The organism is Micromonospora sp. C31 (genome assembly GCF_018070575.1).
Taxonomy (GTDB): Bacteria; Actinomycetota; Actinomycetes; order Mycobacteriales; family Micromonosporaceae; genus Micromonospora.
This window is the reverse complement of sequence record NZ_JAGPXN010000026.1, coordinates 37,383-52,375: the sequence shown is the minus strand read 5'-3', so window position 1 is coordinate 52,375 and position 14,993 is coordinate 37,383. Positions and strand designations below refer to the sequence as shown.

Annotated in this window: 14 protein-coding genes; 6 read left to right on the top strand and 8 right to left on the bottom strand. The window is 72.2% G+C overall.

From position 1 onward, the window contains the following. Nucleotides 1-163 precede the first annotated feature (163 nt). The 3 genes from KBX06_RS25570 to leuA all read left to right on the top strand — a co-directional run bounded on the left by KBX06_RS25570 (nt 164) and on the right by leuA (nt 3,621). On the top strand, nt 164-994 hold the full coding sequence (locus KBX06_RS25570; protein WP_307854752.1) for a hypothetical protein: 831 nt from the start codon (nt 164-166) through the stop codon (nt 992-994). Between the two features lie 86 nt (nt 995-1,080). Then, complete coding sequence (locus KBX06_RS25565) at nt 1,081-1,632, top strand: nitroreductase family protein (RefSeq protein WP_210839434.1); 552 nt, start codon at nt 1,081-1,083, stop codon at nt 1,630-1,632. 237 nt (nt 1,633-1,869) lie between these two features. Then, complete coding sequence (gene leuA, locus KBX06_RS25560; RefSeq protein WP_210839433.1) at nt 1,870-3,621, top strand: 2-isopropylmalate synthase; 1,752 nt, start codon at nt 1,870-1,872, stop codon at nt 3,619-3,621. A 52-nt stretch (nt 3,622-3,673) separates the two neighbouring features. Here leuA and KBX06_RS25555 read toward each other — a convergent pair whose 3' ends face one another. Further along, a complete protein-coding gene (locus KBX06_RS25555; protein WP_210839431.1) occupies nt 3,674-5,107 on the bottom strand; it encodes an MFS transporter in 1,434 nt (477 codons plus the stop codon). A 108-nt stretch (nt 5,108-5,215) separates the two neighbouring features. Between KBX06_RS25555 and KBX06_RS25550 the strand changes: the two genes are divergently transcribed. Both KBX06_RS25550 and KBX06_RS25545 read left to right on the top strand, forming a co-directional pair. After that, the gene (locus KBX06_RS25550; protein ID WP_307854751.1) at nt 5,216-5,881 is read left to right on the top strand and encodes an HNH endonuclease family protein; all 666 of its coding nucleotides are present in this window, start codon (nt 5,216-5,218) and stop codon (nt 5,879-5,881) included. Continuing rightward, on the top strand, nt 5,863-6,318 hold the full coding sequence (locus KBX06_RS25545; RefSeq protein ID WP_210839426.1) for a hypothetical protein: 456 nt from the start codon (nt 5,863-5,865) through the stop codon (nt 6,316-6,318). Before KBX06_RS25550 ends, KBX06_RS25545 begins: the two co-directional genes overlap by 19 nt. A 54-nt stretch (nt 6,319-6,372) precedes the next feature. Here the strand turns inward: KBX06_RS25545 and KBX06_RS25540 are convergent, their stop codons facing one another. The 7 genes from KBX06_RS25540 to KBX06_RS25510 form a co-directional block, all read right to left on the bottom strand. Next, a complete protein-coding gene (locus KBX06_RS25540) occupies nt 6,373-7,476 on the bottom strand; it encodes an ABC transporter ATP-binding protein (protein ID WP_210839425.1) in 1,104 nt (367 codons plus the stop codon). Further along, entirely contained in the window at nt 7,473-8,573 is a 1,101-nt protein-coding gene (locus tag KBX06_RS25535; RefSeq protein ID WP_210839423.1) for an ABC transporter ATP-binding protein, read from the bottom strand. Before KBX06_RS25535 ends, KBX06_RS25540 begins: the two co-directional genes overlap by 4 nt. Before the next feature lie 63 nt (nt 8,574-8,636). Beyond that, a complete protein-coding gene (locus KBX06_RS25530) occupies nt 8,637-9,593 on the bottom strand; it encodes an ABC transporter permease (RefSeq protein ID WP_210839421.1) in 957 nt (318 codons plus the stop codon). Continuing rightward, nucleotides 9,590-10,594: an ABC transporter permease gene (locus tag KBX06_RS25525; protein ID WP_210839419.1), complete on the bottom strand. Its 1,005-nt coding sequence runs from the start codon at nt 10,592-10,594 to the stop codon at nt 9,590-9,592. The genes KBX06_RS25530 and KBX06_RS25525 overlap by 4 nt, the downstream gene beginning before the upstream one ends. Nucleotides 10,595-10,671: 77 nt before the next feature. Further along, nucleotides 10,672-12,336: an ABC transporter substrate-binding protein gene (locus tag KBX06_RS25520; protein ID WP_210839417.1), complete on the bottom strand. Its 1,665-nt coding sequence runs from the start codon at nt 12,334-12,336 to the stop codon at nt 10,672-10,674. Nucleotides 12,337-12,654: 318 nt separating this feature from the next. Next, on the bottom strand, nt 12,655-13,248 hold the full coding sequence (gene recR, locus KBX06_RS25515) for a recombination mediator RecR (RefSeq protein ID WP_151453559.1): 594 nt from the start codon (nt 13,246-13,248) through the stop codon (nt 12,655-12,657). Nucleotides 13,249-13,255: 7 nt separating this feature from the next. Beyond that, nucleotides 13,256-13,564, bottom strand: coding sequence for a YbaB/EbfC family nucleoid-associated protein (locus KBX06_RS25510; RefSeq protein WP_247686680.1), 309 nt, complete (start codon nt 13,562-13,564; stop codon nt 13,256-13,258). Nucleotides 13,565-13,723: 159 nt separating this feature from the next. Between KBX06_RS25510 and KBX06_RS25505 the strand changes: the two genes are divergently transcribed. Beyond that, nucleotides 13,724-14,797, top strand: a complete 1,074-nt coding sequence (locus tag KBX06_RS25505; RefSeq protein ID WP_210839413.1) for a DUF2332 domain-containing protein — start codon at nt 13,724-13,726, stop codon at nt 14,795-14,797. Nucleotides 14,798-14,993: the final 196 nt, after the last annotated feature.

Sequence of the window (14,993 nt, the reverse complement as noted above, 5' to 3'; positions counted from 1 at the left end):
GCGGCGCGGGTCAGACGCACCCAGGGTATCGGTCGCCCGACCCGCCCGGATCAGGTGATCCCACGATCCGGCCCGGCCGACCGGGCAGGGTGGCACGCGACACGCCGGGACGCTGTACGCGGCAGGGCGCACGGGCGCCGTTCCCGGGCCGCAGAATGGCCCCGTGCACGCCCATCTCCGTCCGGCCCGCCCCGCCGCGAACCCCGCGCGCACCCCGGCGCGTCCGGCCCGACGCCACGCCGCCCCGCTCGCGCTCGCGCTCGCCCTGCCCGCGCTGCTCGTCGCCTGCACCGCCGATCTGCCGACCACCCGGCCCACGCCCACGACGACACCCGCGCCGGCGGGCCTGGACGCGGCACGCGACGAGTTGGCCGCGCTGGCGGCCGCCGCGCAGGACCGGCACCTCATCGCGAGCTACACCCTGCGCGCCCCGGAGTCCCCGGACCGGACGGTCCTGGTGACCAGCGCGAACGACGGAAGCTGGCGGGTCGACGTGCCGGGCGGGGCGCTGGGCGGGAGTGTGGACGTCTCGTTCGCCGCCACCGCCGACGGGTTGTTCCAGTGCGCCCTGCCGTCCGCCGCCCGACCCGAGCCGGCGACCTGCGTACGCCTCGGCGACCCGGACGAGGCCGTGCCCCGCCGGCTCGACCCCCGGGTGCAGCACCCGTTCACGGACTGGCTGGACGTGCTGACCGACCGGCGGGCCCCGCTCGCCGTGTCGCCGGCGCAGCCGCCGCCCGGCGCGTCCGGCGCCTGCTACTCGGTCGAGACCACCTCGGCGTCGATCAACGCGCCCCTCGACGTGGGGATCTACTGCTACGACCCCGACGGCACGCCCACGGCGGTACGCACCGCGTTCGGCACGCTGATCCTCGTCGGCACGCCCGCGCCGGCCCCGCCGACCGTGCAGCTCGCCGGGCCGGTGGTCGACGCCGAGCCCCTCGGCACGGCGGCGCCGGAGCCGACCGCGGAGCCGACCGCGGGAACGCCCTGACGGCCGGAGGCGTTACGGGTGCCGTTCGCCACATTCGGACATCCCGCTCTTAAGTACTTAATCGCCCTTACGGGACACTCGATCCCATGGCCGACCTCACCCCGCTGCTCGCGTACCGCTGGAGCCCCCGGTCCTTCGATCCGGTGGCGGAGCTGTCCCGCCAGGACGCGTCCGCACTGCTGGAGGCGGCCCGCTGGGCGCCGTCGGCCGGCAACGCCCAACCGTGGCGGTTCGCGCTCGGGCACCGCGACGACGAGACGTTCAAGCGGATCCTGGTCAACCTGCCGCCGCCCGACCAGCGCTGGGCGCAGCGCGCCGCCGCCCTGCTGCTCGGCGCGCACCGCACCGGCTCCGCCGGGCACGCGTACGACCTGGGCCAGGCGGTCGCCCACCTCACCGTGCAGGCCACGGCGCTCGGCCTGCACGTACGCCAACTGCACGAACTCGATCACGCCGGCCTCGCCGCCGACCTCGACCTGCCCGCCGACGTACGACCGCACGTGGTGGCGGCCGTCGGGCAGCTCGGCGACCCGCTCAGCCTTCCCGCCGACCTGCTGCGGTCGGAGACCGGCCTGCGCCGCCGCCTCCCGCTGGCCGACCTGCTGCTGACCGGCCGGGTTGGGAAGTTCTTCCCATAGTCCGGACTCGCCTTCCCGCGCCCCGGCTGGCCACGTAGGGTTACCTGGTCATGTGGCAGGCGCACCTCCTCCTTGGTCGCCGCGACGAGGCCTGAAGGCCGGCACCTCGTCGCGGAGTCGAACCGCGCCGTCCAGCACATCCGAACTTCCCATCGGCAACCGCCCGGGCACCGTCGCCCGGCACCCGACCGACACCTTCCGATTGCTGACGCCACATGTTCCAGGGAGCACTCCGTCATGGCTCAACCCGTCACCGACGCTGACACCGATCCGATCGCCCGGCAGCGCCCCAGCCGGATGCCGTACCACCGCTACCAGCCCTACCGGCAGCAGTTCCGGATCGACCTGCCCGACCGCACCTGGCCGACCCGGCACGTCGAGGCCGCGCCGCGCTGGTGCGCGGTGGACCTGCGCGACGGCAACCAGGCGCTGATCGACCCGATGTCGCCGGAGCGCAAGCGCCGGATGTTCCAGCTGCTCGTGCAGATGGGCTACAAGGAGATCGAGGTCGGCTTCCCCTCGGCCAGCCAGACGGACTACGACTTCGTGCGGCAGCTCATCGAGCAGGACCTGATCCCCTCCGACGTCACGATCCAGGTGCTCACCCAGTGCCGGGAGCACCTGATCGACCGGACCTTCGAGTCGCTGCGCGGCGCGCGGCGGGCGATCGTGCACTTCTACAACTCGACCTCCACGCTCCAGCGTCGGGTGGTCTTCGGGCTGGACCGCGACGGCATCGCCGACATCGCCACCCAGGGCGCGCGGCTCTGCCGCAAGTACGCCGAGATCCACACCCCGGACACGGACATCCACTACGAGTACTCGCCCGAGTCCTACACGGGCACGGAGCTGGAGTACGCGCTGGAGGTCTGCGCCAAGGTCATCGAGGTGGTCGACCCGACCCCGGACCGCAAGCTGATCGTCAACCTGCCGGCCACCATCGAGATGGCCATGCCGAACGTCTACGCCGACTCGATCGAGTGGATGCACCGGCACCTGCCCCGACGGGGCAGCCTGGTGCTGAGCCTGCACCCGCACAACGACCGGGGCACCGGGGTGGCCGCCGCCGAGCTGGGCCTGCTGGCCGGCGCGGACCGGGTCGAGGGCTGCCTGTTCGGCAACGGCGAGCGCACCGGCAACGTCGACCTGGTGACGCTGGGACTCAACCTCTTCTCCCAGGGCGTCGACCCGATGATCGACTTCTCGAACATCGACGAGGTGCGACGCGCCGTCGAGTACTGCAACCAGCTTCCGGTGCACGAGCGCCACCCGTACGCGGGCGATCTCGTCTACACCGCCTTCTCCGGCTCCCACCAGGACGCGATCAAGAAGGGCTTCGACGCGCTCGCCAAGGACGCGGCGGCGGCCGGGGTGCCGATCGACGAGCACACCTGGGCGGTGCCCTACCTGCCGATCGACCCGAAGGACCTGGGCCGCACCTACGAGGCGGTCATCCGGGTCAACTCGCAGTCCGGCAAGGGCGGCGTCGCGTACATCATGAAGAGCGAGCACCAGCTCGACCTGCCGCGCCGGCTCCAGATCGAGTTCTCCGGCGTGGTCCAGCAGGTGACCGACCACGACGGCGGCGAGGTCGACCCGGGCACCATGTGGGAGATCTTCGCCACGCACTACCTGCTCGACCACCAGGTCGACCCGGCGCTCGCCCTGGACGGCTACGCCATCGGCACCGCCGAGGGCAAGGTCGAGATCGAGGCCCGCGTCGGCCTGGGCGGCGGATCCCGCTCGCTGACCGCCGTCGGCAACGGCCCCATCGACGCGTACGTCAACGCGCTCCAGTCGGTGGGCGTGGCGGTACGGGTACTCGACTACCACGAGCACGCGCTCTCCTCGGGCGGGGACGCGCAGGCCGCCGCCTACGTGGAGTGCGAGGTCGACGGTCGTACGGTCTGGGGCGTCGGCACCGACGCGAACATCGTCACCGCCTCCGTGAAGGCCGTGACGAGCGCCGTCAACCGCGCCCGCGCCTGACGTGCAAGGAAGGGCCCCTTGTTAACGCATGGTGCATAGCAGGGGGCCCTTCCTAACGTCTTGGGCGGTGGATGAGCAGGGCGGCCATCGCCGCCCCGGCCAGCAGCAGGCCCGCGCACCAGAGCATGGCGCCCCGGTACGCGTCGGTGAGCGCGGCCGGCTGCGCGTAGCCGGAGCCGGAGAGCCCGACCAGCAGCGGCAACGCGGCCACCGCCAGCAGGCCGCCCGCCCGGGACGCGGCGTTGTTGAAGCCGCTCGCCACGCCGGCGAACCGGCTGTCGACCGCGGCCAGCACGGAGGCGGTCAGTGGCGCCACCACCAGCGTCAGCCCGATGCCGAAGAGCGTCACGCCGGGCAGCACGTCCCGCCAGTACGACGCGTCGGGGTCGACGCCACGCAGCAGCACCAGCCCGGCGGCGGCGACCACCGGCCCGACGGTCAACGGCAGCCGCGGCCCGATCCGCGCCGACAGCGCGCCGGCCCGGGGCGAGCCGACCAGCAGCAGCACCGTCATCGGCAGCAGCGCGACGCCGGTGAGCAGCGCCGACCAGCCGACCACGTTCTGCAGGTAGACGGCGAGGAAGAAGGTGAAGCCGCCGAGCGCCGCGTAGACGAGCACGGTGAAGACGTTCAGCACGGAGAAGAGCCGGCTGCCGAACAGGCCGGTGGGCAGCATCGCGGCGTCCCCCCGGCGCCGCTCGACCAGCACGAAGGCCGCCGCGCCGGCCACGCCCACCAGCGCGGCGACGAGCACCGGCACCGAGTCGAAGCCCCGCACGGGTGCGTCGATCAGCGCGTACGTGACGCCGGCCAGGGCGAGCGCGCCCAGCAGGGCGCCGGCCACGTCGAACCGGCGGCGACCACGCCCCGCCTCCCCGGTGCGGGACGCGGCCTCGTCCCGGCTCTCCGGCACCCAGCGCAACGCCGCCAGCAGCACGAGCACCGCCAGCGGCAGGTTGAGGAAGAAGATCCACCGCCAGGAGAGCGCGTCGATCAGCCAGCCGCCGAGGAACGGGCCGAGGGCGGTGGAGACGCCGGACAGCCCCGACCACGCGCCGATGGCGCGGCCCCGGTCGTCCGGGTGGAAGCTGGCCTGGAGCACCGACAGCGAGCCGGGGGTCAGCAGCGCGCCCCCGGCGCCCTGGAGGAACCGGGCCGCGATCAGCCACCCGGTGCCCTGGGCCAGGCCGCAGAGCAGCGACGCGAGGGTGAACCAGAGCACTCCGAGCAGGAAGACCCGCCGCCGCCCGAACTGGTCCCCGAGCGCGCCGCCGAGCAGGACGAAGGCGGCGAGCGTCAGCAGGTAGCCGTTGATCGTCCACTGGAGACCCGCGACGGTGGCGTCGAGGTCCGCACCGAGGCGGGGCAATGCCACGTTGACCACGGTGGTGTCCAGGAAGACCATGCCGGAGGCGAGGACGGCGGCGAGCAGGGTGCCCCGCCCGCGAGCGGTGCCGAGCCGGAGCGCGGGCGTGGTTTCGGCCATGGCGTCCAATCTGCCCCGCGCGATATGCCAGACGCCACGAATCGCCGAAACCCGTCCCGGGTACTGTGCGGGATCGCCGGAAGCCCGCAAGCTGGAGAGGTGTCGTCTGTGCGTACCAGATCAGGACCGCGCGCCGCGGTGACGGCCGCGCTCGCGGCGGCGCTGGCGCTCGGCGCGGCCGGTTGTGTCGCCGTCGAGGACCCGGACGTCGCGCCGAGCAGCGGTGGGGGCGGCGGCAACGCCGCGCAGAAGCTGGCCCAGCTCACCGTGGCCTCCGCCGGGTCGATGAAGGGCTACAGCCGCAGCCGCTTCCCGCACTGGCGGGACACCGGCAAGAACTGCGACGTACGCGACAGCGTGCTGAAACGCGACGGGGAGGACATCAAGCTCTCCGGTTGCAACGTGGTCGACGGCCGCTGGGAGAGCGTGTACGACGGCCGCGCCTTCACCGACCCGTCCGACGTGGACGTCGACCACATGGTGCCGCTGGCGAACGCGTGGCGCTCGGGTGCCGACGAGTGGGACGACACGAAGCGGGGCGAGTTCGCCAACGACCTGGACCGGCCGCAGCTCATCGCGGTTTCCGCGTCCTCCAACCGGGCAAAGGGTGACCAGGACCCGTCCCAGTGGAAGCCGGCGAACCGGTCGTTCTGGTGCCAGTACGCCGAGGACTGGGTGACGGTCAAGCACCACTGGCGGCTCACGGTGACCAGTGCCGAGAAGGCCGCCCTGACCGACATGCTGGGAGGCTGCACATGGGCGAGCAAGCCGTGACCGGAGCCGGGGCGACCCCCTCCCCGGGGCAGAGGCCGGACGCCACCGGGGAGGACGCGGCGGCGGCCACCGGCAGCGCCCCGGCCGGTGCGGCCACGGCCGGCATGACGGCGGACGGCGCGGCCGGCACGACCACCGGGGTGCCGGGGGCCGGCATGGCCGCCGACGCCGAGGGCACGTCGACCACCGCGCGGGAGCGTACGGCCGACGTCGTGCCCGGCCCGGGCGGGGTGATGACCGACGAGGTCGGCGTGGTCACCGGCGAGCTGACCCTGCGCACGGGGTACGCCGACGGTCAGGTGACGCTGACGGTGCAGTACAAGGACGCCGACGAGTGGTACACGGTCACCGGCGGCAGGGTCGCGCTGGCCGACCCGGCCGGGCTGGACGCGGTGCACGGCATCGCGGTGGCGCTGCTGCACCGCCCCGAGGGCTGACCCACCGACCGCCCGGACGCGGCCCCCGGTCGAGGGCCGCGTCCGCGACACCGGTCAGACGTACGAGCCGGGCTCGGTGGGGGCGGAGACGGTGTGCGGCTCCTCGCCCTCGCCGAGAGGCCGGGTGAGCTGCACGCCGACCTTGTGCGGGCGTAGCTCCCCGCTGGCGATTCGCTCGGCGAAGTGGCAGGCGACCCGGCTGCCGCCGATCTGCCGCAGCGCCGGCCGCTCGTCGGCGCAGCGGGTCGGTTGCGCCCACGGGCAACGGGTGTGGAACCGGCAGCCCGTCGGTGGGTTGGCCGGCGAGGGCAGGTCGCCGGCGAGCAGGATGCGCTCCCGGCGGTCCTCCACGTCCGGGTCCGGCACCGGCACCGCCGACATCAGCGCCCGCGTGTACGGGTGGATCGGCTCGGTGTAGAGCCGGTCGCTCGGCGCCTCCTCGACCAGCGCGCCCAGGTACATCACGCCGACGATGTCGGAGATGTGCCGCACCACCGCGAGGTCGTGCGCGATCACCAGGTAGGTCAGGCCGAGGCTGTCCTGGAGTTCGTCCAGGAGGTTCACCACCTGGGCCTGGATCGACACGTCGAGCGCGGAGACCGGCTCGTCGGCGACGATCAGCTCGGGCCCGAGCACCAGCGCCCGGGCGATGCCGATGCGCTGCCGCTGGCCGCCCGAGAACTCGTGCGGGTAGCGGGAGAGCGCCCAGCGGGGCAGGCCCACCGCGTCCAGCGTCTCGCCGATGATCCGCCGCCGCTCGTCCCGGTCGCCGCCGATGCCGTGGGCCTGTAGGCCCTCGGTGAGGATCGACTCGACGTTCTGCCGGGGGTCCAGGCTCGACATCGGGTCCTGGAAGATCATCTGCATCCGGCGGCGCATCGACCGCAGCTTGCCCGCCGGCAGCGTCGTCAGCTCGACACCGTCGAACCTGACCTCGCCGCCGGTGGGCGGGTTGAGCTGGAGCAGCGCCCGGCCCAACGTCGACTTGCCGCAACCGGACTCGCCGACCAGGCCGTACGTCTTGCCCCGCGGGATGCTCAGGTCGACGCCGTCGACGGCCTTCACGTGGCCGACCGTACGGTCGAAGATCACCCCCCGCCGGATCGGGAAGTGCACCTTGAGGTCGCGGACCTCGACGAGGAACTCGCTCTCGGTCACGGCTTCTCCTCCTCGCGCGGTGCGGGCACCGGGCCCGCGGTCGCCTCCGCCGCCTTGGCGGTGCCGGCCGGCGCCTCGGCCGCCGGGGCGGCGCCGGCAGCGGCCGGCGGGGGCAGGGTGCCGGGCAGCGGCGCCGGGTTGACGCAACGGTAGCTGCGCCCGTCGTGGGCGAGCACCAGCGCGGGCGGCTCCCCCACGCACTCGTCGACCCGCCGCGCGCAGCGCGGCGCGAAGGCGCAGCCGTCCGCCCAGGGCAGCAGGTCGCGGACCGAGCCGGGAATCGGGTTCAACCGCTCGCCGCGCCCGGCGTCCAGGCGCGGCACCGAAGCGAGCAGCCCCACGGTGTACGGATGCCGGGGCTCGCGGAACAGCGGGCGACGGCGGGCCGTCTCCACCACCCGGCCGCCGTACAGCACGTTGACGGTGTCGCACATGCCGGCGACCACGCCCAGGTCGTGCGTGATCATCACCAGGGCGGTGCCGGAGTCCCGGACCAGCTCCTTGAGCAGCTCCAGGATCTGCGCCTGGATGGTGACGTCCAGTGCCGTGGTGGGCTCGTCGGCGATCAGCAGCCGAGGCTGGCAGGCCACCGCCATCGCGATCAGGGCGCGCTGCCGCATGCCGCCGGAGAGCTGGTGCGGGTACTCCTTGAGCCGCCGCTTCGGGTCGGGGATGCCGACCCGGTCGAGCAGCTCCGCCGCCTCCTTCTCGGCCGCCGCGCCCTTCATCCCCCGGTGCCGCGTGAGCACCTCGGTGACCTGCAACCCGATCGGGATCACCGGGTTCAGGGACGACAGCGGGTCCTGGAAGATCATCGCGACGTCCCGGCCACGGATGTCCCGCCGGGACCGGTCGTCGAGCTGGAGCAGGTCCGTGCCGTCGAAGACGGCCTTGCCGCCGACGCGCAGGCCCGGCTGCTTGGGCAGCAGACCCATGATCGCCAGCGAGGTGACGCTCTTGCCGCAGCCGGACTCGCCGACCAGGCCGACCACCTCGCCCGCGTCGACGGAGAAGGAGACCCCGTCGACGGCGTGCACGGTGCGCTGACCGCGCCGGGCGAAGGTGACGGAGAGATCTTCGACATCAAGCAGAGCCATGTCGGGCCCGCCTTTCGTTCGCGACTGCGGGGCTCGCAAGCTCACTCCTCGCGCTCACCGGTCCTACTTCCGCAGCTTCGGGTCGAGTGCCTCGCGCATCGCCTCGCCGAGCAGGGTGAAGCCCAGCGCGGTGACGATGATGGCGAGCGCGGGCAGGATCGCCAGCCGGGGCGCGGAGTCGAGGTACTGCTGCGCGTCGGCGAGCATCACACCCCACTCGGGGATGGAGGCGTCGTTGTTGCCGAGGCCGAGGAAGGAGAGCGCCGCGGCCTCGATGATCGCGGTGGCCAGGGTGAGGGTGGCCTGCACGATGACCGGGGCCAGCGAGTTCGGCACCACGTGGGTCAGCGCGATCTTCGGCTTCTTGACGCCCAGCGAGACGGCCGCCAGGACGTAGTCGCTGTTCGCCTGGGAGATCATCGAGCCGCGCAGCAGCCGGGCGAAGACCGGCACCGACACCACGCCGACGGCGATCATGACCGTGGTCAGCCCGGCGCCGAGCAGGGCGGCGATGCTGATCGCCAGCAGCAGGCTCGGCATGGCCAGCAGCATGTCGACGAACCGCATCAGCACGTTGTCGACCGCCCGTCCCCACCGGCCGCCGAGGCCGGCGGCGGCACCGGCGACCCCGCCGATCAGCGAGCCGACGGCGAGGCCGATCAGGGTGGAGACCACGCCGACCAGCAGGGTCTGCCGGGCCCCGACGATCATGCGGCTGAACTCGTCGCGTCCGATGTGGTCGACGCCGAACCAGTTCTCGCTCCGGAAGCCGGGGAAGTCGCCGAGGCGGATCTCGCCCTTCCAGAGCTGGGCGTCCGGGGGGTGCGGGACGAAGAACGGGCCCAGGAGAGCGACCAGCAGGAACAGGCTCAGGATCACCGCGCCGACGATCGCCGCCGGGTTGCGCCGCAGCCGGCGGAACGCCTCCTTCCAGAGGCTGACGCCGCGCTCGTCCTCCCGGGCCGCCAGCTCGGAGAGCCGGTCGATCTTTTCCTTCTTCTTGCCGCCGGTGATCGTCATCGGACCCTCACCCTCGGGTCGATCAGGCTGTAGGAGAGGTCGACCAGGAGGTTCACCAACACGTACACCACCGCGATGATCAGGATGAAGCCCATCAGCACCGGATAGTCACGCTGGCTGATCGCCTCGTAGATGAAGGCTCCGATGCCGCTGAAGGCGAAGACGGTCTCGGTCAGCACCGCGCCGGAGAGCAGGCCGCCGGTGAGCAGGCCGATCGAGGTGACCACCGGCAGCATGGAGTTGCGCAGCACGTGCCGGCGCCGGACCGTACTCTCGGTCAGTCCCTTCGCCTCGGCGGTACGGACGAAGTCCTCGTTGAGCACCTCGAGCACGCTGGCCCGGGTGATCCGGACGATGATCGCCAGCGGGATGCTGGCCAGCGCGACGGCCGGCAGCACGAGGTGCCAGAGCGCGTCGGCGGCGGCGTCCCACTCGCGGGTCATGATCCCGTCGAGGACGAAGAAGTTGGTGATTCGCGTCGCCCCGAGCGTCGGGTCCTGCCGGCCGCTCGCCGGGAACCAGCCGAGGTTCTCGGCGAAGATCGCCTTGAGCACGTACGCGAGGAAGAAGACCGGGATGCAGATGCCGATCAGCGAGCCGCCGACCGAGAGGTGGTCCAGCATCCGGCCGCGGCGCCGGGCCGCCAGGTAGCCCAGCGGGATGCCGAGGCCGATCGCGATCAGCATCGCCGAAATAGACAGCTCCACCGTGCCGGGGAAGCGTTCGACGAACTCGGTGACGACGGTCCGCTTGGTGGAGGTCGACGTGCCCAGGTCCAGGCGGATCAGCCGCCGCACGAACCGGCCGTACTGCACCAGGATCGGCTCGTCGAGGCCCATGTTGCGCCGGATGGCGGCGCGCATCTCGGGCGTCCCGCGCTCACCGAGGATGGCGGTCTCGGGACCGCCGGGCAGTCGGCGGAGCCAGATGAAGAGCAGGAGGGAGAGCCCGAACAGCGTGGGTATCAGCTGGAGCAGGCGTCTGACGATGAACCGGAACACGGCGGCCTCGTAAGGGGTACGGAGGGTCGCGGGCGGGCGCTGCCGAAACAGCGCCCGCCCGCGGTCGGAGCGTCAGATCAGGACTTGAACTCGGCGGTGGCGAAGCGCTCGTCGGTGAGCGGGCTCGCCTTGACCCCGGTCACGTCCTTGCCGAACACGATCGCCGGCGGCGAGTGCGACACCGGGACACCGGGCAGGAAGTCCATGATGGCCTTGTTCAGGGCCTTGTACTTCTCGGTCCGGGCCGCCGCGTCGGCGGTGGTGTCGGCGTCCTTGAACTGGGCGAACAGGGCCGCGTTGTTGAAGCCCCACTCGTCCTTCTGCCGGTCGAAGAACGTGCCGATGAAGTTGTAGGCGTCGCCGTAGTCACCGGTCCAGCCGAGGAAGTGCAGGTCGTGCTTGGCACCCGAGGTGGTGGCGTTCAGGTAGTCCGGGCTCCACTTGAGCGGGATGGCCTGGACGTTGATGCCGACCGCCTTGAGGTCCGCCGAGAGCAGCTCGAAGAGGTCCTTCGGGTTCGGCATGTACGGCCGGGTGACCTCGGTCGGGTAGTGGAACCGCAGGGTCAGGTTCGTCGCGCCGGCCTCGGCCAGCAGCGTCTTGGCCTTCTCCGGGTTGTAGTCGTACTTGGTGACGTCGCCGTTCCAGCCCTCGACGGTGTCCGGCATGAAGTTCTCGGCGACCTTGGCGCCCGGGGGCAGCTTCGAGTCGACCAGGGCCTGCCGGTTCAGCGCGTGCGCGATGGCCTGGCGGACCTTGATGTCGGCGAGCTTCGGGTTCCCCTTCTGGTTCATCGCCAGGTAGAGGATGTTGAACGCCGGGCGGGTGAGGACGTTGAAGCCCTCGCCCTTCAGCGGCTCGACGTCGGCCGGGCCGACCAGGTCGTAGCCCTGGATGTCGCCGGAGCGCAGCGCCTGCTTGCGCGCGTTCTCGTCCGAGATGGTCTTGAAGATGAGGGTCTTCAGCTTGGCCTTGTTGCCGTGGTAGTCGTCGTTGCGCTCGATGGTGAGCGTCTTGTTGGCGACGTCCCAGGTCTTGAACTTGAACGGGCCGGTGCCGGTCGGGTGCGCCGTGGCGTACTCCGGGTACTTGATGTCCTCGGCGGTGCCGCCCACGTTGCTGGCGTCGTACTTCTCCAGCGCGGTCGGGCTGTGCATCGAGAACGACGGCAGCATCAGCGCGGCCGGGATCTTGCTGGAGACCCGGGTGAAGGCCAGGTCGACCGTGGTGGCGTCCTTGGCGGTGCAGGACTTGAAGAGGCTCGGCGGCAGGTCCGCGCTCTCGTTCTTGGCGAAACCGCCCATGACGTCCTGCCAGTAGGCGGTCACGTCCGGGCTCTGCATGAGGCCCTTGGCGTTGTACCAGCGGTCGAAGTTCTTGCAGACCGCCTCGGCGTTGAACTCGGTGCCGTCGTGGAACTTGACGCCGGAGCGGAGCTTGAAGGTCCACGTGGTGCCCGCGGCGTCCGGGGTCCAGGACTCGGCCAGGCCGGGGGTGACCTTGGTGCCACCCTCCTCCGGGCGGACCAGCGTCTCGAAGACCTGACGCGCCACGCGCAGCGACTCACCGTCGCTGGCGAAGCTGGGGTCGAGCACCTTCGGGTCTCCGGCTACGCCGAAGACGAGGGTGTCCTTCTTGCTACCGCCGGAACTGTCATCGCGGTCGCTCTCGGCGCAGCCTGCTACCGCGAGGGCCGCGACCGCGACGGCCGCGATCGCGACCTTCGGCCTGGATGCACGCATGGGTGCTTCACCTCGTCCTTGGGGTTACGGACAATCGTGGTGACAGGGGTCACCGATCGCCGTGACCTTAGCCGCCGTTCGGACCGGCGGGAAACCTACGAGGAACCGGTTGGTACCGGATCGTGTCTTAACCGATGCACCCCGCCTGAGAGGCCGTTCGGGACCGCCAACTAAGGGGCACTATGCCTGGTTTGAGCGATGCCGATTTGTTACATCGATTGTCACCAGCATCGCGGGAATGTCAGAACCCACAGTGGACGGGAAAGTACCCGTACGACGATGGCCGGCACCGGAATCCGGTGCCGGCCAACGGGGAACTCAGACGGCGCGACGGCCCTCGAAGGCCCGGCCGAGAGTGATCTCGTCGGCGTACTCCAGGTCGCCACCGACCGGCAGGCCGCTCGCCAACCGGGTCACCGAGATGCCCATCGGCTTGACCATCAGCGCCAGGTACGTCGCGGTCGCCTCGCCCTCGGTGTTCGGGTCCGTGGCCAGGATCAGCTCCCGCACCGTGCCGTCGCTGAGCCGGGTCATCAGCTCGCGGATACGCAGATTGTCCGGCCCGATGCCCTCCAGCGGATTGATCGCCCCGCCGAGCACGTGGTAGCGGCCCCGGAACTCACCGGTCCGCTCGATCGCCACCACGTCCTTCGGCTCCTCGACCACGCAGAGCACCTCGTCCGTGCGACGCGGGTCGCGGCAGATCCGGCACCGGTCCGACTCGGCCACGTTGTAGCAACTGGTGCAGAACCGCACCAGCTCCTTGACCTTGCGCAACGCCCCGGCCAGCCGGTTGACGTCGGCCGGGTCGGCGGACAGGACGTGGAACGCGATCCGCTGGGCGCTCTTCGGGCCCACGCCCGGCAGCCGCCCCAACTCGTCGATCAGGTCCTGGATGGCGCCCTCGTACATCTGCCGCTCAGAAACCGGGCAGGCCGAGGCCGCCCATGCCGCCGGTGACCGGACCCATCTTCTGCTCGGTCAACTGCCGCGCCGCCTCGGCCGCGTTGTGCATGGCCGCGACCACCAGGTCCTCCAGGGTCTCCACGTCCTCCGGGTCGACCGCCTTCGGATCGATCTTGATCGACTTCAGCTCGCCGGTGCCGGCGACGGTCGCGGTCACCAGGCCACCGCCCGCGGTGCCGGTCAGCTCCGCCTCGGCCAGCTCGGCCTGCGCCGTGGCGATCTGCTGCTGCATCTTCTGCGCCTGCTTCAGCATCTGCTGCATGTTCGGCTGTCCACCTGGGCGCACGGATGGCTCCTTCTCGCACTCGTCTGCTCGGCCGCCGGTCAGCCTATCGGCTGTGAGCAGCCTCGCCCCGCCCGGTGCTTCCCTCGCGGCGGCTCCGGGCGCACGATCACGGGACCGACCGGACGGAGGTGGCGGATGTCCCGGGAACAGGCCGCGAAGGCCGCGGAACGACAGGCGCGGGCCTGCGCACACATGGCCGCCGGCCTCTACGCCGACCTGCTGACCCGCACCGCGGGGGACATCCGGGCCGGTGGCCCGTGCGCCACCGTCATCACGGGGTACGAGGACGCCCCCGCCGACGACGTCGTGTCGCTGCGCCTGCTCGGCGGCGTACACGCGCTGGTGCTCTCCGGCCGGGCGCCGGAACTGGCCCGGTTCTATCCCAGCGCCGGCGGGGCGTACCGGGCGGCCGACGCCCCCGCCTGCTGGGCCGCGTTCCGCACCGTCGTCGAAGCCGAGCACGACACGTTGCGCGGCTGGCTGCGCCGCCCGCCCCAGACCAACGAGGTCGGCCGGGCGAACCTGCTGCTGGCCGGCCTGCTGCACACCCTCCGGGAGACGGGCGGGCTGCCGGTACGCCTGGTCGAGCTGGGCGCCAGCGGCGGACTGAACCTGCGCGCCGACCGGTTCCGCGTCGAGGCCGCCGACTTCGCCTGGGGCCCGGCCGACTCCCCGGTGCGGCTGCCCGACGCCTGGCGGGGCGGGGCGCCCGACTGGCTGCGGGAGGCGGCCGGCACGCACCCCGAGCTGGCCGTCGTGGAGCGGCTCGGCTGCGACCTCACCCCACTCGACCCGGGCGACCCCGACGACGCGCTGGCGCTGCGGGCGTACGTCTGGCCGCAGCACACCGCCCGCGCGGCCCGGCTGGCCGGCGCGCTGGAGCTGGCCCGACGGCTGCCGGCCCGCGTCGTCGCGGCGGGGGCGGCCGACTTCCTCGCCGGGATCACCCCGCGGCCCGGCACGCTGACCGTGGTGTGGCACTCGGTGATGCGGCAGTACGTGCCGGCCGAGGAGTGGGCGCGGGTCACCGCCGAGCTGGACCGGCTGGCCGCCGCCGGCAGCGCCGACGCGCCGGTCGCCCACCTGTCCTTCGAGCCGCACCCGCGGGAAGCCCGGGACGACTTCCAACTCCGCGCCCGACTCGGCACCGGGCCGGAACACCTGCTCGCCGAGGCACACCCCCACGGCCTGCCCGCCTGGCCCGCCTGACCGGATTGCCCCCGCCTGGCAGGCCAACCTCTTGGCCGCCCGCCCGCCGCCGCTGCGTCCGCGCCGCCCCGCTACTCCCTCGCACTGCGCCCGCCGCGCCCCCGCACTACGCCCGCCGCGCCCCCGCACTACGCCCGCCGCGCCCCCGTTGGAGATCTTGGCAACGGAGCGCCCCTTGAGGGGCCGCTTCGTACCA